This is a genomic window from Komagataeibacter swingsii, from assembly GCF_003207895.1.
Lineage (GTDB): Bacteria > Pseudomonadota > Alphaproteobacteria > Acetobacterales > Acetobacteraceae > Komagataeibacter > Komagataeibacter swingsii.
Genome location: NZ_NKUB01000030.1, coordinates 1 through 18,804, shown reverse-complemented (window position 1 = coordinate 18,804; position 18,804 = coordinate 1). Strand labels below are relative to the sequence as shown.

Here is an 18,804-nt window from a genome sequence, read left to right as displayed (position 1 = left end):
GCCGCCCCCGGATCAGGGTTCGCGCATGCCGTCGGTCACGGCAGGCAGCAGGCGGTTGAGCAGGTACTGCATGATGGTGCGGCGCCCGACATGGATATCCGCCTCGACCGGCATGCCCGGCTGCGGCTGGAAGAAGGGCGGCACGCCATGCAGCGTGTACCGGTCGATGGACAGGCGCACACGGTAATAGGCATTCATCGTATCACCCGTATCACCGCCCTGCTCGGCGCTGGTGCCAGACCTTGCGCCGGAGGGGGTAAAGGAATCGGGGCTTATGACGCGCACCGTCGCCTCCCCCCCGCCATACTGGGTGTAGGGAAACGCCGCGAATTTCAGAATTGCCGTATCCCCCGCCCGCACATAGCCCGCATCCACACCGCGCAGCGTGGCCACCATGTCCAGGTGGCTGCCCGCCGGCACCAGCGTCAGAAGCGGTGTCGCAGCCTGGATGACCGAACCCGCGGAGAGATGCGCGATGCTCAGCACCACCGCGTCACGGTCGGCGCGCATGACAATCAGGTCGTGATGCAGCACCGCCTTGCTGTAGCTGTCATCGGCATCCGCCAGGCGATGCTGCGCAAGCGCCAGGTCCTGGTACACCGTGGCGTGCCAGTTGCTGGCGTAGCCATCGCGCTGGGCCTTCATCGCCTCCAGCCGGGCACGGGTACTGTCGGCGGAATGGCGGGCGGACACCTGCGAGCGCGTGACCTCCATCAACGTATCCTGCGCCGCCAGCGTGGACAGGCGGCTGCCCACCTGTTCATGCTGCAGGCGCACGCGCATGTCCTGCACGTCACGCGCGACACGGGCGCGGGCGGCATACATCGCCGCACTGGCCTCATAACCCTGCAATTCGCTTTCCAGCCCGGCAACCTGCCGGTCGTAACTGGACATCTGGGCGCTATATTCCGCCTGGCGGCGCAGGTAGGCGGCGGCTTCCTGCACCGATGCGGGATCGTTCACGTCCGCCGTGTAGGGACGGCCCGCGGCTTCGGCCGTGCGGCGGGCGACCTCCGCCCGGTAGGCCGCGACCTGGCGGCGCATGTTGATGACATCCGCATCCGTCACCGTGGGGTCCAGCCGGGCCAGCACCTGCCCCTTGCGCACGGTATCGCCCTCATGCACCTCCACCGTGCGGATAATGGAGGTTTCCAGCGGTTGCAGCACCATCGTGTCGTCAAACGGCGTCAGGCGGCCATTCACGCTGACCACCCGGTCCAGCGGGAAAAACGTCATGACCAGCAGCCCCGCGCCGGCCAATGCCGCGACCAGCCAGATGACATAGCGCGCCGCATCGGATGGCGGCAGGCCGATCAGTGCGGCGGACGGGGAATAGAACGCCAGCAGCGCGGGCGGCAGGTCAGTGGGAATATCCGCCGTGGGTGGCGGCAGGACCGACAGCATGCCGGCTTCCTCCGCCGCCTCGGGCGTGGGGGGCACAAGGTCACGGCCACTCATGCCGCGTCACCCTGCACATGGGCGACGCCCGGCCGCCCATTCCCGTCATTCAGGCCATCGGGATGGTTCTGCTGCATCCACAGCGTGCGGTAGATGGCGCACCGCGCCAGCAGTTCATCATGCGTGCCGATATCAGCCACATGCCCGTGGTCCATGACGCAGATCTGGTGGCACGCCACCAGCGAGGCCAGGCGGTGCGAGACGATCACCATCGTGCGCCCGCGCGCAAGGTGGCGCAGGTTGGCGTTGACCACCGCCTCGCTTTCCGGGTCGAGGGCGGAGGTCGCTTCATCGAGGATCATGAGCTTGGGGTCGGAAATCACGGCGCGCGCGATGGCAAGGCGCTGGCGCTGGCCGCCGGATATGTTGGTGGACCCTTCCTCGATCCAGGTATCGAAGCCCGCGGGCATGCGTTCGATGAATTCTTCCGCCCCCGCAAGGCGGGCGGCGCGCACCACGTCTTCCAGCGTCAGGCCCGGGCGGCCGGCGATGATGTTGTCGCGGATGGTGCCGCGGAACAGGAAATTGTCCTGCAGCACCACCCCGCAGGACCGGCGCAGGTAGGTCAGGTTGATTTCACGCAGGTCGATGCCATCCAGCCGCAGGTGGCCGGTATAGCTGCGGCTGACGCCCTGCAGCAGGCGCGTGATGGTGGACTTGCCCGACCCGCTGCGCCCGACCAGTCCCAGCATGGTGCCCGCAGGCACGCTGAACGTGACATCCGACAGCGCGGGCGCGGACGCCCCGGGATAGGTGAAGCACACATCCGAAAACGCCAGCGCGCCATGGATGGGCGGGCGCAGGCCGGTGGTCAGCGCCCGGGTTTCGGTCGGGCGGTTGAGCACCGACCCCGCTTCCGCCAGCGCGCTGCGCACTTCGTTCAGGTCGTCAATCAGCCGCGCCATGCCCACCAGCGGGGACGCAACCCGGCCACCCAGCATGGTGAACGCCATCAGCGCCCCGGCCTCCATGCCCGATGTGGTCGAGGTAATGGCCAGGTACGCCCCGATCAGGATGATGCCACGGTTGATGAACAGGTCCAGCGGCATGACCGCCGTCGCGACACAGTTACCCATGCGCCCCGCGTCAAGGGACGCGGTCACCACACTGGCGGTCTTTTCATCCCAGACCTCGCGCCGCACGGGTTCCAGCGCCAGCGTCTTGATGGTGCGGATGCCGGCCACCGTTTCATACAACGCGCCGCTGCGCTCCATCTCGGCGCGGACCTGCCGGCTCATGAGCCGGCCCACCGCCGGCATGGCCAGCAGGATGACCACCCCGATCAGCCCGGCCGCGACCACCGTCAGGCAGGCCAGCGTGGTGCTGAGCCAGAACAGGAAGGGCATGACGACCACCAGGGTGAACAGGTCAAGGAACGTGCCCAGCAGCCGCCCGGTCATGAACTGCCGGACCTTGTAGATCGCGCTGACGCGGCCGATCACGTTGCCCGCCTGCTCGCGTTCGAAGAATTCCAGCGGCAGGGCCAGCAGGCGATCGAACACCGCCAGCGATATGCGCGTATCCAGCCGCGTGGTCAGCACCAGCGTGATCTCGCGCCGGGCATAGGTCAGCAGGATTTCGTAAAACGACATCACCCCCACCAGCCCGGTCAGGGAAACCAGCGTGGACATGGAATGGAAGTTCACCACCCGGTCGATGACCTGCATGACGATCAGAGGCGGGAAGATCGCCAGCACGCTTATGACCATGGAGGCGATGACAACATCGCGCAGCAGCTGGCGTTCCCCCAGCACCATGCGCCGCAGCCATGTGAAGTTGACAGCCTCTTCCCTGCTTGCGCTGTCCTGCCCGCCGCGCACCAGCAGCACGTCGCCGGTCCACACGCCTTCCAGCCGCAGCTCGTCCACCGCCACGGGGGACGTGTCGGCACTGGCGAAGGGATCGACCAGCCAGACCACGCCACGGGCCGCATCCACGCCCACCATCAGCCCCGCCGACCCATCCGTGAACATGAGGACAACCGGCGGCACGTCCCGCAGGCGCACAAGCTCACGCCACTGCAGGCGCATGCCCTGCGCGCTACCGCCATTTTCCTCCACCCAGCGCGCAAGGGCGGGGATGGTGGGCACGGGCTGCCCGGCCTCACCGGCGAAATCATGCACGTCAAGGTCAATGCCGTGGAAACGGGCCGCACGCAGCACCGCCTGCAGGCGGATCAGTTCCGGCGCGTGGCGGGTATCCGCCTGCGCGCGCCCGTCCGGGTCCGCTGATTGGTCTGGATGGCCCACGGCACCCCTTTTGCTCTACACGCTCTGTCGGTTCACGCGGCCCAGACTAGGGGCAGAAAGCAAAGGGTTCCTTAACGCGGCTGTTTTTCAGGCCGAATGCGGATGCGGGGGCTGCATGGCAAAGCGTGCCTTGACCACGATATCCCCCGACAGTGCCGCCCGCCAGGCCGTTTCCTGCCCTTCGGGCGGCAGCACGGCCACGCGGTCGAACCATTTCAGCGCGCCCGTGGCGCGCCTGCGGAACACATCGCCCAGCACCGCCGCCAGCCCCCCGCCGCGCCCCGCGCAGCACGCGCAGCCTGTTCCATGCGAAAACGGCGACGGGGCAGCCTGGCCCACCGTGACAACCCCGGCCCACCCGTCTCCCGGCACGGGCGCATGCGCATGGTCCACCACCAGCAGGGTATCGGCGCGCGGATGGCAGATTGCGGGGCGGGTCAGGAATTCCAGCATGATGCGCCCGTCGCGGGCCATGGCGTTCTCCATTCATCCATACGGACCTGCGGACATGCCCCATATGGGGCAATGGTGCTGGACACTGGCGGGAAGTTGGGGGAATAAAGGGCACCGGACATAATTTTATGCAAGATGGCACTGGGCACTTACGGGAAAATCCGCTCCCGCGCCGTGCCTCCTGCTCATAAGATCTCAGGATAACAATGACCTCTCGTCCCCATCTTCTCGATGCCCTTCGCGACCAGGTCCTGCTGTGTGACGGCGGCATGGGTTCGCGCGTGCAGCTTCTGGACCTTGAGGTCGAGCGTGATTACTGGGGGCAGGAAAACTGCACCGAGATCCTGAACCTGTCCCGCCCCGAACTGGTGCGCGAAATCCATCGCGGCTATTTCGAGGCTGGGGCGGACATGGTGGAGACCAACAGCTTTGGTGGCTCGCCCATAACGCTGGCCGAATTCGGCCTGGCCGACCGCGCGCGTGAAATCAACCGCACGGCGGGCCACCTGGCGCGCGAGGCCGCCGAGACATTCGCCGATGGCCGCCACCGCTATGTCGTCGGCTCCATCGGGCCGGGGACCAAGCTGCCTTCGCTGGGCAACATTGATTACGACACGCTGGAAGCGGGCCTGACCGAGCAGTGCCGGGGCCTGATCGAAGGCGGCGTTGACTGCTTCCTCATCGAGACCTGCCAGGACACGTTGCAGATCAAGGCCGCCGTCAATGGCGCCAAGATCGCCCGCGCCGAGATGGGCGTGGACACCCCGATTTTCGTGCAGGTCACGGTGGAGACCACCGGCACGCTGCTGGTCGGCCCCGACATTGCCGCCGCAGCCACCGTCATCAATGCGCTGGACGTGCCGCTGATGGGCCTGAACTGCGCCACCGGCCCGCAGGAAATGTCCGAGCATGTACGCTGGCTGTCCGAAAACTGGCCTGGCCTGATCTCGGTCCAGCCCAATGCGGGCCTGCCCGAACTGGTCAATGGCACCACGCACTACCCGCTGACGCCTGCCGAAATGGCAAGCTGGGTCGAGCGTTTCATTACCGAGGACGGGCTGAACCTGATCGGCGGGTGCTGCGGCACGTCCACGCCGCATACACAGGCGCTCGACCAGATGCTCCGCCGCCGCGCCGAGGGCACGGGCCGCATCCGCCCCGCCCCCGTGCCGCGCAGGCCGGTATGGATTCCGTCGGTCGCCAGCCTGTACTCGCAGGTGCCGCTGCGGCAGGAAAACAGCTATTTCTCGATTGGTGAGCGCTGCAACGCCAACGGATCGAAAAAATGGCGGCAGTTGCAGGAAGCCGGCGACTGGGATGGCTGCGTGGCGCTGGGCCGCGAACAGGTGGCCGAAGGCTCCAACGCGCTCGACATCTGCACCGCCTTCGTCGGTCGTGACGAAATGCGCGAAATGAACGCGGTCGTCACCCGCTTCACCTCCTCGGTCAACGCGCCGCTGGTGATCGATTCCACCGAAACCCCGGTGATTGAGGCCGCACTCAAGCTGCATGGCGGCAAGCCGATCATCAACTCCATCAACTTCGAGGATGGGGAAGCCATTGCCAACGAACGCATGCTGCTGGCGCGCAAGTTCGGCGCCTCCGTCATTGCGCTGACCATTGATGAAGTGGGCATGGCCAAGACGGCGGAAGACAAGCTGCGCATCGCGACAAGGCTGGTCGAATTCGCCTGTGAAAAGCACGGCCTGCCGCAATCCGACCTGATGATCGACCCGCTGACGTTTACCATCGGCACCGGCACGGAAGATGACCGCAAGCTGGGGGAATGGACGCTGGAGGGCATCCGCCTGATCCGCGAACGCTTCCCCGATATCCAGATCGTGCTGGGGCTGTCCAATATCTCGTTCGGGCTGAACCCGGCAGCGCGCGCGGTGCTGAACTCGGTCTTCCTTGACCACGCGGTACGCGCGGGCATGACGGCGGCGATCGTGCATGTGTCCAAGATCCGCCCGCTGCACCTGATCCCCGCCGAGGAAGTCAGGGTGGCCGAGGACCTGATCTTCGACCGCCGCGCCGAGGGCTACGACCCGCTGCAGCGCATCCTTGAAATCTTTGCCGACCGCAAGGCCGCCGACGCGGTGAAGAAGGCCCGGGCCGAAACCGCCCCCGAACGCCTGAAGGACCGCATTGTCGATGGCGACCGCAAGGGGCTGGAAGATGACCTGGATGAGGCCATGCGCGACATGGCCCCGCTGGACATCATCAACACCGTGCTGCTCGATGGCATGAAGGTCGTTGGCGAACTGTTTGGCGCAGGCAAGATGCAGCTGCCGTTCGTGCTCCAGTCCGCCGAGACGATGAAGGCCGCCGTGGCCTGGCTGGAACCCCACATGGAACGCACCGAGGGCCAGGCCCGTGGCACCATGGTGCTGGCCACGGTAAAGGGCGACGTGCATGACATCGGCAAGAACCTGGTCGACATCATCCTGACCAATAACGGCTATCAGGTGATCAACCTTGGCATCAAGGTGCCGGTGGCGGACATGATCGCGGCCGCGCGCGAGCATAAGGCGGACGCCATCGGCATGTCCGGCCTGCTGGTCAAGTCCACCGTCATCATGCGCGAAAACCTTGAGGAAATGAACCGTCAGGGCGTTGATGTGCCTGTGATGCTGGGTGGTGCCGCGCTGACGCGCAACTATGTGGAGGAGGACTGCACCGCAGCCTATGGCGAAGGCGGGCGCGTAGCCTATGCCCGCGATGCGTTCGATGGCCTGTCGCTGATGGACAAGGTAGCGCAGGGCGAGTTCGACACCTATCTTGCCGCCATCGCGTCACGCCGCGCGGGCAAGGCCACGCGCGCCAGCCGCACGCAGGATATCGAAGCCGCCGAAACCCGTGGCTTCGGCCCGGTGGACAAGGTCGCCGCCCGCGCGCGGCGTGAAAAACTGACGGCGGACGAACCCGTGCTGACCCCGCCCTTCTGGGGGCCGCGCGTGCTGGAGGCGACGCCGGAAGCGGTGCTGCCGTTCCTCAATGAACGTTCGCTGTACCAGTTCCAGTGGGGCTTCCGTAAGCAGGGCCGGTCGCTGGATGACTTCATGGTCTGGGCGCGCAAGGAGCTGCGCCCCGTGCTGCGCCACATGCTCGCACTATGCGCGGAACAGGACATCCTGCACCCCAAGGCCAGCTATGGCTACTGGAAGGCGGCGGGCGAGGGCAATGACCTGGTGCTGTTTGGCGAGGATGGCGCGACCGAGGTCGCCCGCTTCACCCTGCCCCGCCAGCCGCGTGCGGACGGGGCCTGCATTGCCGATTTCGTGCGCGATATTGACGCGGCACAGCGCGACGTGATCGGCCTGCAGGTGGTGACCGTGGGGCAGGATGCATCGGACCGCGCGCGTGAATGGTTCGAGGCGGACCGTTACAAGGACTACCTCTACCTGCATGGCCTGTCGGTGGAGATGGCCGAAGCCATGGCGGAATACACCCATAAGCGCATGCGCGCCGAAATGGGCTTCGCCGCCGAGGACGACCGCGACATGGCGAAGCTGCTGCAGCAGGGCTACCGGGGGTCACGCTATTCCTTCGGCTATCCCGCCTGCCCCCGGCTGGAGGAGCAGGAGCCGATCCTGAAGCTGCTGGATGCGGAAAAAATCGGCGTATCGCTGACCGATGGCTTCCAGCTGCACCCCGAACAGTCGACCTCGGCGCTGGTGATCTTCAACCCGCACGCGAAGTATTTCTCGATCTGAGAAACGCATCGGGGCCAGCCTGCGGGACTTGTTGACCGGTGGGCGAAATAATGTCCATCATCATGCCATGTCCCGTTCCCGCCCCACGCCTTCCCCGCCACCAGACCGGCCCGGCGCCGACCATGCGCTTGGCCGGCTGCAGGCGCGCCTGGACGCGGCCCGCGCGCCTGACGGCAAACCCCGCAACATCCGCACGACGCACAGCGCCGGCCGCGCCTTTACCTGTGCCGCCGAACAGTGCGTGATGGACCTCATGACCCATGACCGTGCGGGCCTGATCGAACACAGCGCCGACGTGCTGGCCCACCTGCTGGAAATCTGGGCCGCCGATGGCATCGACCCCGAGGACGTGTGGATCGAACTGGACCGCCGCACCCGCATGGGCAACCTGCTGCTGGCGCTGAACATGGCCGAACGCACATCCGTCTCCACCGCCGCGCGCAGGCGGCCATGGAAAATCCGCACGACCAAGCTGCCCTGACCGGCTGACCGGCCCATATACGGGCACGAAATCGAAACGGGCCATTTTTGGCCTATGCGCTGCCGCATGCCGGTGGCATAAGCTGGCCGCAGGCGGAACAGCAGGAAATGTCGCGATAGATGGACCGGGTCCATGCCTGTTACCTGCCGGCGGGTACTCCCCCGGTCCGGCACGCATGAACTGGATTGACGCAGCAGGCATCGCCATTGTCGCCCTGTCGGCCGTGGTGGGTGCGGTCCGTGGCTTTTCACGCGAAGTACTGGGCCTTGCCGCCTGGGTCATGGCCATCATCATGGCGGTGGCGTGGCATGGCGCGCTCATGCCCTATGCCACGCAGTGGATCAGCAGCCACACCCTGGCGGCCCTTGCGTCCTTTGCCGTGCTGTTCCTTGTACTCCTTGTCATTTTCACCACGACTGCCCATCTGTCAGGCCAGGCGGTACAGGGGTCCATCCTGTCGGGGATCGACCGCATGCTGGGCCTGATCTTCGGGCTGGCGCGCGGGTATGTCTGCCTTGTACTGCTGTACGCGGGCATCACAGCCCTCATCCCCGCAGCCGAATGGCCCGATGTCATGCGATCGAGCCGTATCGTTCCCCTTGTTGGCGACAGCGTGACGTACCTGAACGCCTATACGCCCGATAACTTCCACGCGCATCTTGCGCAACCCGCCGGGACGCGGCATGACGCGCCCATCTGAACCTTCTGTCGGTACCCCCCGCACCCGTCCGTCAAGGAAAGATTGCTGACCATGTCCCGCACCACCTTCCATGCTGTTTCCGGCGACCCCACGACACGGCACGAACGCGATGATATCGCCGCCCAGTGGCGGCATGATGATGACAAGCCGCATGAGGAATGCGGGGTTTTTGGCGTATGGAACACCAAGGATGCGTCCGCCCTGACCGCCCTTGGCCTGCACGCGCTGCAGCATCGCGGGCAGGAAGCCAGCGGCATCGTGTCCTTTGACGGCGAACGCTTCCACACCCACAAGGGGCTTGGACTGGTTGGCGAGGTATTTGGCGATGCCCGCGTCATGGCCACCCTGCCGGGCAACTGCGCGGTGGGACACAACCGTTACGCCACCACGGGGGCGACGCTGATCCGCAACGTCCAGCCACTATTCGCCGATTTTGAGTTCGGCGGGCTGGCGGTGGCCCATAACGGCAACCTGACCAACGCCGAGACCCTGCGCAAGGCGCTGGTGCGCCGGGGCTGCATCTTCCAGTCCACCACCGATAGCGAGGTGTTCATCCACCTGATCGCCATATCGCTGTATTCCAACGTGGTGGACCGGCTGATCGATGCGCTCAAACAGGTGCTGGGGGCGTATTCCCTGATCGTGCTGTCGCGCAACGAACTGATTGGCGTGCGCGACCCGCTGGGCGTGCGTCCGCTCATCCTTGGCCGCCTGCGCGAAGAAGACGGTTCGGAAGGCAAATGGGTCCTGGCCAGCGAGACCTGCGCGCTGGACATCGTCGGCGCGGAGTTCGTGCGCGACGTGGAACCGGGCGAGATCGTGATCATAAACGATGACGGCATCCGTTCCCTCAAGCCGTTCGACAGCAAGCAGTCGCGCTTCTGCGTGTTTGAATACATCTATTTCGCCCGGCCCGATTCCGTCATGGACGGCAAGGCCGTGTACGACACCCGCAAGCAGATTGGCGTGGAACTGGCGCGCGAAAGCGCGGTCGAGGCCGACGTGATCGTGCCGGTGCCCGATTCCGGCGTGCCCTCGGCCATGGGGTTCGCCGCCGAAAGCGGCATTCCGTTCGAACTGGGCATCATCCGCAACCATTACGTGGGCCGCACCTTCATCGAACCGACCGACCAGATCCGCAATCTGGGCGTGAAGATGAAGCATTCCACCAACCGCCCCGTGCTGGATGGCAAGCGCGTGGTGCTGGTGGATGATTCCATCGTGCGTGGCACCACGTCGCGCAAGATCGTGGACATGGTGCGGGCGGCGGGTGCGAAGGAAGTGCATATGCGCATCTCCTCCCCGCCGACCACGCATTCCTGCTTCTACGGCATCGACACGCCCGAACGCAGCCAGCTTCTTGCCGCCCAGCACAATGTCGCGGAAATGGCCAAGCTGATCGGCGTGGACAGCCTTGCCTTCATCTCGTTCGACGGGCTGTACCGCGCGCTGGGCTACAAGGACCGCAAAAGTGCCGCCAACCGCTACTGCGATGCCTGCTTTACCGGCGACTACCCGATCGAACTGGTGGATTACGAAGCCGAACACCATCCCGAACCTGCATGACGGCGCCGCTTGCCGACCTTACCGGGCGGGTCGCCCTGGTTACCGGCGCCAGCCGGGGCATCGGGTGCGCGGTTGCCGTGGCGCTGGCACGGGCTGGCGCGCACTGCATCCTGACCGCGCGCGCGCAGGGCGGACTGGAACAGACGGATGACCTGATCCGCCAGCATGCCGGGCACAACGCCACCCTGCTGCCGCTGGACCTGCGGGATGGCGAGAAGCTGGATACGCTGGGGCCGTCCATCGCAACCCAGTTCGGCAGGCTGGACTGCATGGTCCACTGCGCGGGGGAACTGGGTATCCTGTCCCCGCTGTCACACATGCAGCCCAAGGACTGGGAACGGGCCATGCAGGCCGGCCCCCAGACCACATGGCGGCTGGTCCGCACGCTGGCCCCCCTGCTGGAACGCGGCCCCGCCGGGCGCGCCGTCTTCCTGACCGACCGGCATGGCCAGACGCCCGCCCCCTTCTGGGGACTGGTGGCCGCCAGCCGCGCAGCACAGGACGCCATTGTGCGGACATGGGCCAGTGAACTGCCACAGGGCAGCCCGCTGCGCATCAACCTGTTTGAACCCGGCATGGTCGCGACCCGGCTGCGCCGGTTGGCCATGCCCGCACTCGACATGAATAACCTGACCCCGCCCGAGGCAGTCGCACCCCAAATCGTCAGCCTGTGCCTGCCCGGTCCCCAGCCGCAGGGGGAGTATGTGCGGTTCGGGATGGAACCTGTTGATAAAAAATAAAGGTTCTTGGGTGCCGCCTGTTTTCAAAAAAGCAGCGCTTCCTGAAGCTTTTTGAAAAAAGCTTCACCAAAAACTTTTGTATGATTTTCAGGGGGAAAGAAAAGCATATGAGCAGGGCCACACCCGCCACGGCGGCATTGGACAAGGCAGGCATTCCATTCACCGTCATTGAATACGACTACGACCCCGATGCGGGACAGACGGGCAACCATGCCGCCGCATCCATCGGGGAAGATCCCGCGCGGGTGTTCAAGACCCTGATGGTTCTGGTGGATGGACGCCCCGCCTGTGTCGTGGTGCCGGTCGCAGCCACCCTGAGCATGAAGAAGGTGGCCGCAGCCTTTGGCGGCAAATCAGCCGAAATGATGCCACCCCCCCATGCCGAACGCAGCACGGGCTTCCGCGTGGGCGGGATCAGCCCGTTCGGTCAGCGCAAACGGGTACGGACCGCCCTGGCGCAGGAAGCGCTGGCCCAGCCCTATGTTGTCATCAACGGGGGGAAACGGGGTTATCTGGTCCGGCTGGCGGCCACTGACGCCGTATCGGCAACCGGGGCGATTACCGCCGACCTGCTGGCCTGAAACTCATACGGCAGCTTCTGGTACAGTCTTTTCCAAAAAAGCTGCCAAAAAGAATGCCGCCTTCCTGAAAAAAGGCGGCACCCGAAAACTTTTATTTTTCAATGATCTTCAGGCGATCATTCGCCGCCATTATCGGCGGGCTGGAACGGCATGACCGGGTATTTGCCGCTCTTGGCGATTTCTTCGGGGTCTTCGGTAGCACTGGGCAGGTACACCGACGGCAGCGCCTGATTCAGGTAGGTCACGACCTGGTCGCTGATATCAAGGCTGTTGTCATGCAGGGCGGCTGTGCCAGCCTGCAGCACCATGGTCATGCCGCGCGCCGTGGCGATGGCGCTGACGATCTGCTGCATCTCACGCTGCACCTGGTTCAGGGCAACCTGCGCATCTTCTTCCAGAATCCGGTTGCGGTTGCCGAATTTGGTGCGGTCGGCGTTCACGCGCTTCTGCAGTTCCTGCTGCTGCTCCGGCGTGGGGGCCTTGCCTGCCTTGATGATGGACTGGCGCAGGGCCTGAAGCTGGGCATCCTCGGCGCGGACATCATGCACCAGCGCCTCGCGCCGGGTGCCCAGTTCGGTCTGCAGCTTCTGTACGGCGATGGACTGCGCCATGATCTGCTGGGTATTGAAAATGCCGATGACAGGGGCCACAGGCTTCGTGCCCGGGGGCAGCGGCTTGAATTCCGGCACGGGTGGCATGGGCAGTATGGGTGCCTGCTGCTGCTGGCCGCCACCGGCATCCTGCGCCATGGCAAGGACAGGGGCCAGGGCAAGTGCCGCCCCACAAACCGCGCCACATAGCCGCGCGTATCCGGTCCGGGCCATAATGCTGCTGCGCATACCTGTCATTATCCGATCCATTATTGTTCCGCTATCGTGGTTTCTGCGTAGCGGATCGTATGGCGAATGAACATACCCGTACAGCCCAAAAAACGCATTTTCCCGAAATGCATCCCGCATCACGCCCTTACAGCCGCCAGATCAGGGGGGTATGCGACAGGAAAATCAGGCACAGCCCGCCAAGGAACAGGACGCGGAACCCGCGATTGGCCCCTTTTTCCAGCAGTTCGTCACGGGTGAGGATCTGCATGAAGGAATCGGATATGCCGCCACGCGCCTCTTCGGGCAGGGCGGCCAGCCTGCCGCGCCATTCGTTGCGGTGCCGCGCCTGCTCGGTATGGGAGATATTGGCGCGGCGGTAGAGGCTGTCCACGTAGTCGTCCAGATCCTCGATCCGGAACATGACCCCGTTCTTGTTGCGCATGGCGGCATGCGGCCCCGCACCCACAAGACGCAAGCTGCGCAGCCGCAGCAGCGTGATACCCACATATTCCGCGGCCTCGCGCAGCGACAGCATGCGCTTGAGGGGGAACATGTGTACCGTCGCCTGCGGGTCGCCTACGCTATCGGGTGATGGGGGAAGGCTCATGATGCCCCGAAGGGTCAACCATCCATCCGGACCAAGTCAATCGGAATATGATGCCCGCCTGCCCGTCCGTGGCATATGACCCATGCAACGTGTCGTGAGCCGGGCGCTAGCGACAGACCCGCCGGCTGCCATCGGCGGCGATATAGGTGCCAGTCTGCGCATCGAAACACGCATTGGCGGCGCAACTGCTGGCGGCTGGGGTGATGTCAGGGTGGATGGTGGCGCCGATGCCGTTCGCCTCCCTCGCCGCATGGCCACATAGCGGCGTATCCGCGGGCGCTGAAGGGTCATTGGTCAGGATGGTGCCCTGTGGCGGCGCCCCTTCCTCCCCCGTCAGGCCGGGGGCGAAATCCTGTGGCGGGATGCGTCCCGGCGTGGCCGCCTGCCCCACGGCGGGACGGGGCGCGGGCCGGTGCGCCGCGTGTCCCGCGCACCCCGCCAGCAGCAGGGCGGCGCCGATGGCGCGGAATCGTGTCGTTATCGTCATGTTTCGTGCCCGTATGTGCATTACAGATCCAGATGCCCCTGCTGCCTGTCAGCCGCCCCGACGGGACGGGCCGTGACCTGGCCATCGGCAAAGGTCAGGGTCACCTGTTTCGCCCGGCGCGCCTGCGCCGCGTGCGCCAGCGGCCTGCCCGCGCTGTCGGTCACCAGCACGTAGCCACGTTCCAGCACCGCCTGCGGGGAAAGGGAAGCCAGTTGCCCCGCCGCGCCGGCAAGGCGGCTGGCGCTGGCGCGCAACTGCGCCACCAGCATGGCGGGTGGCACGCGCAGCCCCCGCAATATGGAAACGCGGCGGTGCAGGAACCCGGCCATCGCCTGCTGGCATGCGGCATCGACCCGCGCAAGATCGGCGCGGCGCAGGGCAAGGACCATCTGCGGCGCGGGCAGCCGGTCGGACGCATTGCGCAGGCGGCTGCGAAGCTGTTCCATGCGTGTCGGCAGCGCCAGATCCAGCCGGTAGGCCCGGTCATCCAGCCGCCGCCGGGCGTTTTCCACCACGGCGGGCAGGTCCGGCAGCCCCGCCGCCGCCCGGTCCAGGCGCGCGCGCGCCAGTTGCAGCGTGCGCCCCAGCCCCCCGCGCAGGCGCGCATCACGCTGCGCAAGGGCCGCCTCCAATTCGGCACGCACCGGCACCGCCATCTCGGCCGCCGCCGTGGGCGTGGGCGCACGGCAGTCAGACACGAAGTCAACCAGTGTCGTATCCGTTTCATGCCCTACGGCGGAAATGACCGGAATGCGGCATGCCGCCACCGCGCGCAGCACCGCTTCGTCATTGAAGGCCATGAGGTCTTCCAGCGACCCGCCCCCGCGCGCGACGATCAGCACATCGGGGCGTGGCACCCCGCCAGCCCCCGTAATCGCGTCAAAACCCGTGATGGCATGGGCGATCTGTTCGGCTGCCCCCTCCCCCTGCACCGCCACCGGCCAGACCAGAACAGGATGGGGAAAGCGGCGGGCAATGGTGGTGCGGATATCATGCAGCACCGCGCCCTGTGGCGACGTGACCACCCCGATCACGCGCGGCAGGAAGGGCAGCGGCTGCTTGCGGTCCGCATCGAACAGGCCTTCCGCCGCAAGGCGCAGGCGCAGGCGTTCGATCCGGGCCAGCAGCGCGCCCTCGCCCGCATATTCCAGCCGGTCGATCACCATCTGGTAGGACGAGCGTTCGCCATAGGACGAAATCCGGCCCGTGGCGATGACCTCCACCCCGTTTTCAGGCTTCAGCCCCAGCCGGGGCACGGTGCCCCGCCACACGACGGAGGACAGCTTGCCCCCTTCATCCTTGAGCGCGAAATACAGGTGCCCGGAGCGGGCACGCATGAATTCCGTGATTTCGCCACGCACGCGAATACGGCCGAACGTGCCTTCAAGCACCCGGCGGATGGCCCCCGAGATTTCGGCGACCGAAAATTCAGGGGTATTGCCGCCCAAGGCGCGGCCGGAGTCGGGAAACTGTTCATCCATCCGCGCAAGGTATGATAGAGACGGCCACCCCGAAAGGGCAGAGATGAAAAACGGGAGAAACGAGTGATGCGGGTGCTGCTGGTTGGATCAGGCGGACGGGAACATGCCATGGCCGCTGCCATTGCGCGGTCGCCATTGCTTGATGCCCTGTTCATCGCGCCGGGCAATCCGGGCACTGCGGCGCTGGGCACGAACTGCCCCGTCCGCGCCGATGACGTGCCGGGCCTGATCGCGCTGGCGCGGCGTGAGCGCATCGACCTGGTCGTGCCCGGCCCCGAAGCGCCGCTGGTGGCCGGCATTGCCGATGCCTGCGCAAAGGCGGGCATCGCCTGCGCCGGTCCCACGCAGGCTGCCGCTGCACTGGAAGGCAGCAAGACCTTCACCAAGGAAGTCTGCGATGCGGCAGGCATTCCCACCGCGCGGTGGGAACGCTTTGACGCGGCAGCCCCCGCGCTGGATTACGTGCGCCGCCATGGTGCGCCGGTCGTGGTGAAGGCCGACGGCCTTGCGGCGGGCAAGGGCGTGGTCGTGGCCCAGAGCGTGGCCGAGGCCGAGCAGGCGATTACCGACATGATGACCGACGGCACGCTGGGTCAGGCGGGCCACAGCGTGGTGATCGAGGACTGCCTGATGGGCGACGAGGTCTCGCTGTTCGCCTTCTGCGCGGGGGAGAGCGCCGTGCTGATCGGCGCCGCACAGGACCACAAGCGCATTGGCGATGGCGATACCGGCCCCAATACCGGCGGCATGGGCGCGGTTTCCCCCCCCACCGGGTTTGGCCGCGCGCGGCAGGACGCGGCGCTGGACCTGCTGGTGCGCCCCATGCTGCGCGAAATGGCGCGGCGCGGCACGCCGTTCACCGGCATCATTTTCGCGGGTCTCATGCTGACATCCGATGGCCCGCAACTGATCGAATACAATGTCCGCCTTGGCGACCCGGAGGCGCAGGCCCTGCTGATCCGCCTGGAAAGCGACCTGCTGGCCGCCCTGGCCGCCGTGGCGAAAGGCCAGCTGGAACAGACCGATATCCGCTTTTCCAACCAGTCCTCGATCAGCGTGGTCATGGCCGCGCGTGGCTATCCCGGCAAGCCGGTGACGGGCGGCGTAATCCGTAATATCGCGGCGGCCGAAACCATGCCGGGCGTGCATGTGTTCCAGGCGGGCACGAAGCTGGACGGGGCGGGCGAACTGGTGGCGGCAGGCGGTCGCGTGCTGGCGGTCTGCGCCACGGGCGACACGCTGCGGCAGGCGCATGACCGGGCGTATGAGGCCGTAAAGGTCATTGACTGGCCCGATGGCATCTACCGCCATGACATCGGCCTGCGCGCGCTCAACGCGCAGGGCTGACCTTAAAGGCCCTGCTGCGCGACGCCCCCGTACCCGCCGGGGCATTGCGGCGGGGCCAAATACCGTTACAGTGTCACAACAGACGCTCCCGCCTGAAAAGCCGCTGCCATGCCCCCCCGATCCACCCCTGTCCTGACCGAAGGCGAAGGCCTGCATGGCGCGGCCCGCGTCCGTGCGGTGACCGCCGTCGCGCTGTCGGTGCTGCTGGCGCTGCTGGATTACGCCATCGCCAACGTCGCACTCCCCACCATTGCGCAGGATATCCATGTCTCACCCGCGTCGGCGGTGTGGATCGTCAATGCCTACCAACTGGCCAGCGTGGTCTCGCTGCTGCCCATGGCGGCACTGGGGTCACGCATCGGCTTTGCGCGGCTGTGCCAGATCGGGCTGGCGCTGCTGACGGTGGCCTCACTGTTCTGCGCGCTGTCGCATTCGCTGCTCATGCTGTCGCTGGCGCGCGCGGTGCAGGGCGTGGGGGGCGCGTGCATCATGAGTGTCAGCATCGCGCTGATCCGCTTCATCTATCCCCATGCCATCCTTGGCCGCGGCATTGCGCTGAATGGCGTGATGGTGGCGCTGGGCGTGGGGGGTGGTCCGACGGTGGCCTCCATCATCCTGACGGTCGCTTCATGGCCGTGGCTGTTCCTGATCAACATTCCGCTGGGGCTGACGGCCCTTGTGCTGGCGCTGGTCTCCCTGCCACGCACGCCCATCAGCGCGGGAACGTTTGACGGGACCAGCGCCATCCTGAACGTGCTGGCCTTTGGCGCGCTGATCATGGCGGGGGATTCGGTGGCGCACCATGCGGGCATGCCGCAGGTCGTCGCACTCTTGCTGACCGGGATTGTCGCGGGCTGGCTGCTGGTGCGCCGCCAGCGTGGGCGCGCGCACCCCATGTTCCCGGTGGACATGCTGCGGATTCCGGCATTCCGCAGCGGGACGCTGATCGGGTTCGTGGCCTTTGTATCCTCGAACCTGTTCATGATCTCGTTTCCGTTCACGCTGCAGTCGATGTTCCATTATCCCCCGTCCATCGTGGGGCTGCTCATGACGCCTTGGCCGGTCGGCATCATGGCCGTCGCCCCCGTCCTGAGCAGGCTTACGGACCGGGTGCCGGCCGCCATCCTGTCATCAGTGGGACTGTTCATGACCTCGATGGGGTTCCTGGCGCTGTATTTCCTGCCGCCCCATCCGCAATGGTACGACATTGCATGGCGCATCACGATCGCGGGCATGGGGTTTGGTGTTTTCCAGCCCCCCAATAACCGCATCATGATGGTGACCGCGCCGCCCGGGCGCTCAGGCAGCGCATCGGGCATGGTGCAGATCGCGCGCCAGTGCGGGCAGGCCACCGGGGCCATGTGCGTGGCCATGGCCTTTGGCCTGATCGCGCATGACGCGGAACGCAGTTGCCTGGGCTTCGGGTCGGCCGTCGCCTTCATCGGCATGCTGTGCAGCGCCGTCCGGCTGGTCAGCCCCCGTGCCGTAATGTCAACCATTTCAAAATAAAAAACGTTACCGGGTGCAGCCTTTTTTGGAAAGGCAACGGGCCTTGAAGCTTTTTGGAAAAAGCTTCACCAAAAACTTTTATTGTTTTTTATCAATGAGTTATTTTCAAATAGCTTCTAGCAGCCTGTCGGGTTGGGGTACCCTGTGAAGGGGTGAAGTTGTAAGGTGGTGTGATGAGCAGCTTCATCCCGTTTGACCGGTCTCAGCCGTATCTTCTGCCGCCTGATCTGAAGTCGTGGCTTCCTGCCGATGATATGGCGCATTTCATTGTAGCCGCCGTTGAGCGGGTTCCGATGAGTGCGTTCTGCGTGCCAGTGCGCACGGGAGGCAAGGCGCAGTATCATCCGCGCCTGATGCTGGCCCTTCTGATCTTCAGCTATGCGAACGGGTTGTTTTCCTCACGCCGGATCGAGCGGGCGACATATCGCGACATCGGGGTGCGCTTCGTGGCGGCGAACCTGCATCCGGATCATGATACGATTGCGACCTTCCGCCTGACAAACCGGACAGCCATTGAAGCTGCATTTGCCCAGGTCCTGCTTCTGGCGCGTGAGACGGGCCTGCTGCGTCTGGGCGTGGTGTCGATCAACGGCACGAAAATCGATGCT

Annotated in this window: 16 protein-coding genes; 9 read left to right on the top strand and 7 right to left on the bottom strand. The window is 65.6% G+C overall.

Annotation, left to right across the window (positions count from 1 at the left end; translation table 11 throughout):
• Window positions 1-12 precede the first annotated feature (12 nt).
• The 3 genes from CFR76_RS14755 to CFR76_RS14745 all read right to left on the bottom strand — a co-directional run bounded on the left by CFR76_RS14755 (window position 13) and on the right by CFR76_RS14745 (window position 4,193).
• Entirely contained in the window at window positions 13-1,458 is a 1,446-nt protein-coding gene (locus CFR76_RS14755; protein ID WP_110557683.1) for an HlyD family type I secretion periplasmic adaptor subunit, read from the bottom strand.
• Window positions 1,455-3,707: a peptidase domain-containing ABC transporter gene (locus CFR76_RS14750; protein WP_110557682.1), complete on the bottom strand. Its 2,253-nt coding sequence runs from the start codon at window positions 3,705-3,707 to the stop codon at window positions 1,455-1,457. The genes CFR76_RS14755 and CFR76_RS14750 overlap by 4 nt, the downstream gene beginning before the upstream one ends.
• A gap of 87 nt (window positions 3,708-3,794) precedes the next feature.
• A complete protein-coding gene (locus CFR76_RS14745) occupies window positions 3,795-4,193 on the bottom strand; it encodes a hypothetical protein (RefSeq protein WP_110557681.1) in 399 nt (132 codons plus the stop codon).
• A gap of 173 nt (window positions 4,194-4,366) precedes the next feature.
• Between CFR76_RS14745 and metH the strand changes: the two genes are divergently transcribed.
• The 6 genes from metH (at window position 4,367) to ybaK (ending at window position 11,944) form a co-directional block, all read left to right on the top strand.
• Window positions 4,367-7,876 carry a methionine synthase gene (gene metH / locus CFR76_RS14740; protein WP_110557680.1) on the top strand — a complete coding sequence of 1,170 codons (3,510 nt, stop codon included), beginning with the start codon at window positions 4,367-4,369 and terminating at the stop codon, window positions 7,874-7,876.
• 67 nt (window positions 7,877-7,943) lie between these two features.
• Complete coding sequence (locus tag CFR76_RS14735) at window positions 7,944-8,357, top strand: phosphoribosyl-ATP pyrophosphatase (RefSeq protein WP_110557679.1); 414 nt, start codon at window positions 7,944-7,946, stop codon at window positions 8,355-8,357.
• Between the two features lie 175 nt (window positions 8,358-8,532).
• Window positions 8,533-9,057 carry a CvpA family protein gene (locus CFR76_RS14730; protein ID WP_110557678.1) on the top strand — a complete coding sequence of 175 codons (525 nt, stop codon included), beginning with the start codon at window positions 8,533-8,535 and terminating at the stop codon, window positions 9,055-9,057.
• Window positions 9,058-9,108: 51 nt separating this feature from the next.
• The gene (gene purF / locus CFR76_RS14725) at window positions 9,109-10,623 is read left to right on the top strand and encodes an amidophosphoribosyltransferase (RefSeq protein ID WP_110557689.1); all 1,515 of its coding nucleotides are present in this window, start codon (window positions 9,109-9,111) and stop codon (window positions 10,621-10,623) included.
• Window positions 10,620-11,363 carry an SDR family NAD(P)-dependent oxidoreductase gene (locus tag CFR76_RS14720; RefSeq protein ID WP_110557677.1) on the top strand — a complete coding sequence of 248 codons (744 nt, stop codon included), beginning with the start codon at window positions 10,620-10,622 and terminating at the stop codon, window positions 11,361-11,363. The genes purF and CFR76_RS14720 overlap by 4 nt, the downstream gene beginning before the upstream one ends.
• A gap of 107 nt (window positions 11,364-11,470) precedes the next feature.
• Entirely contained in the window at window positions 11,471-11,944 is a 474-nt protein-coding gene (gene ybaK / locus CFR76_RS14710; RefSeq protein WP_110557675.1) for a Cys-tRNA(Pro) deacylase, read from the top strand.
• A gap of 116 nt (window positions 11,945-12,060) precedes the next feature.
• Here the strand turns inward: ybaK and CFR76_RS14705 are convergent, their stop codons facing one another.
• The 4 genes from CFR76_RS14705 to xseA all read right to left on the bottom strand — a co-directional run bounded on the left by CFR76_RS14705 (window position 12,061) and on the right by xseA (window position 15,340).
• Entirely contained in the window at window positions 12,061-12,783 is a 723-nt protein-coding gene (locus CFR76_RS14705) for an OmpH family outer membrane protein (protein WP_110557674.1), read from the bottom strand.
• 127 nt (window positions 12,784-12,910) lie between these two features.
• On the bottom strand, window positions 12,911-13,318 hold the full coding sequence (locus CFR76_RS14700) for a DNA-binding protein (RefSeq protein WP_110557673.1): 408 nt from the start codon (window positions 13,316-13,318) through the stop codon (window positions 12,911-12,913).
• Between the two features lie 160 nt (window positions 13,319-13,478).
• Window positions 13,479-13,859 (bottom strand): hypothetical protein, encoded by a 381-nt coding sequence (locus CFR76_RS14695; RefSeq protein ID WP_408884374.1) that lies wholly within the window; start codon window positions 13,857-13,859, stop codon window positions 13,479-13,481.
• Between the two features lie 20 nt (window positions 13,860-13,879).
• Window positions 13,880-15,340, bottom strand: coding sequence for an exodeoxyribonuclease VII large subunit (gene xseA / locus CFR76_RS14690; RefSeq protein WP_110557672.1), 1,461 nt, complete (start codon window positions 15,338-15,340; stop codon window positions 13,880-13,882).
• A gap of 66 nt (window positions 15,341-15,406) precedes the next feature.
• Between xseA and purD the strand changes: the two genes are divergently transcribed.
• The 3 genes from purD to CFR76_RS14675 form a co-directional block, all read left to right on the top strand.
• Window positions 15,407-16,687 (top strand): phosphoribosylamine--glycine ligase, encoded by a 1,281-nt coding sequence (purD, locus tag CFR76_RS14685; RefSeq protein ID WP_110557671.1) that lies wholly within the window; start codon window positions 15,407-15,409, stop codon window positions 16,685-16,687.
• 108 nt (window positions 16,688-16,795) lie between these two features.
• Window positions 16,796-18,196, top strand: coding sequence for an MFS transporter (locus tag CFR76_RS14680; protein WP_110557670.1), 1,401 nt, complete (start codon window positions 16,796-16,798; stop codon window positions 18,194-18,196).
• 173 nt (window positions 18,197-18,369) lie between these two features.
• The coding region (locus CFR76_RS14675) for a transposase (protein WP_146222696.1) at window positions 18,370-18,804 on the top strand (435 nt) is incomplete at its 3' end.

What these genes read in the sequence shown, in the direction of transcription:
- CFR76_RS14705 (WP_110557674.1), bottom strand. Translation starts at nt 12,783, where the DNA reads ATGCGCAGCAGCATTATGGCCCGGACCGGATACGCGCGGCTATGTGGC.
- CFR76_RS14680 (WP_110557670.1), top strand. Translation starts at nt 16,796, where the DNA reads ATGCCCCCCCGATCCACCCCTGTCCTGACCGAAGGCGAAGGCCTGCAT.
- CFR76_RS14700 (WP_110557673.1), bottom strand. Translation starts at nt 13,318, where the DNA reads ATGTTCCCCCTCAAGCGCATGCTGTCGCTGCGCGAGGCCGCGGAATAT.
- metH (WP_110557680.1), top strand. Translation starts at nt 4,367, where the DNA reads ATGACCTCTCGTCCCCATCTTCTCGATGCCCTTCGCGACCAGGTCCTG.
- ybaK (WP_110557675.1), top strand. Translation starts at nt 11,471, where the DNA reads ATGAGCAGGGCCACACCCGCCACGGCGGCATTGGACAAGGCAGGCATT.
- CFR76_RS14720 (WP_110557677.1), top strand. Translation starts at nt 10,620, where the DNA reads ATGACGGCGCCGCTTGCCGACCTTACCGGGCGGGTCGCCCTGGTTACC.
- CFR76_RS14745 (WP_110557681.1), bottom strand. Translation starts at nt 4,193, where the DNA reads ATGGAGAACGCCATGGCCCGCGACGGGCGCATCATGCTGGAATTCCTG.
- purF (WP_110557689.1), top strand. Translation starts at nt 9,109, where the DNA reads ATGTCCCGCACCACCTTCCATGCTGTTTCCGGCGACCCCACGACACGG.
- CFR76_RS14730 (WP_110557678.1), top strand. Translation starts at nt 8,533, where the DNA reads ATGAACTGGATTGACGCAGCAGGCATCGCCATTGTCGCCCTGTCGGCC.
- CFR76_RS14695 (WP_408884374.1), bottom strand. Translation starts at nt 13,859, where the DNA reads ATGACGATAACGACACGATTCCGCGCCATCGGCGCCGCCCTGCTGCTG.
- CFR76_RS14755 (WP_110557683.1), bottom strand. Translation starts at nt 1,458, where the DNA reads ATGAGTGGCCGTGACCTTGTGCCCCCCACGCCCGAGGCGGCGGAGGAA.
- CFR76_RS14735 (WP_110557679.1), top strand. Translation starts at nt 7,944, where the DNA reads ATGTCCCGTTCCCGCCCCACGCCTTCCCCGCCACCAGACCGGCCCGGC.
- purD (WP_110557671.1), top strand. Translation starts at nt 15,407, where the DNA reads ATGCGGGTGCTGCTGGTTGGATCAGGCGGACGGGAACATGCCATGGCC.
- xseA (WP_110557672.1), bottom strand. Translation starts at nt 15,340, where the DNA reads ATGGATGAACAGTTTCCCGACTCCGGCCGCGCCTTGGGCGGCAATACC.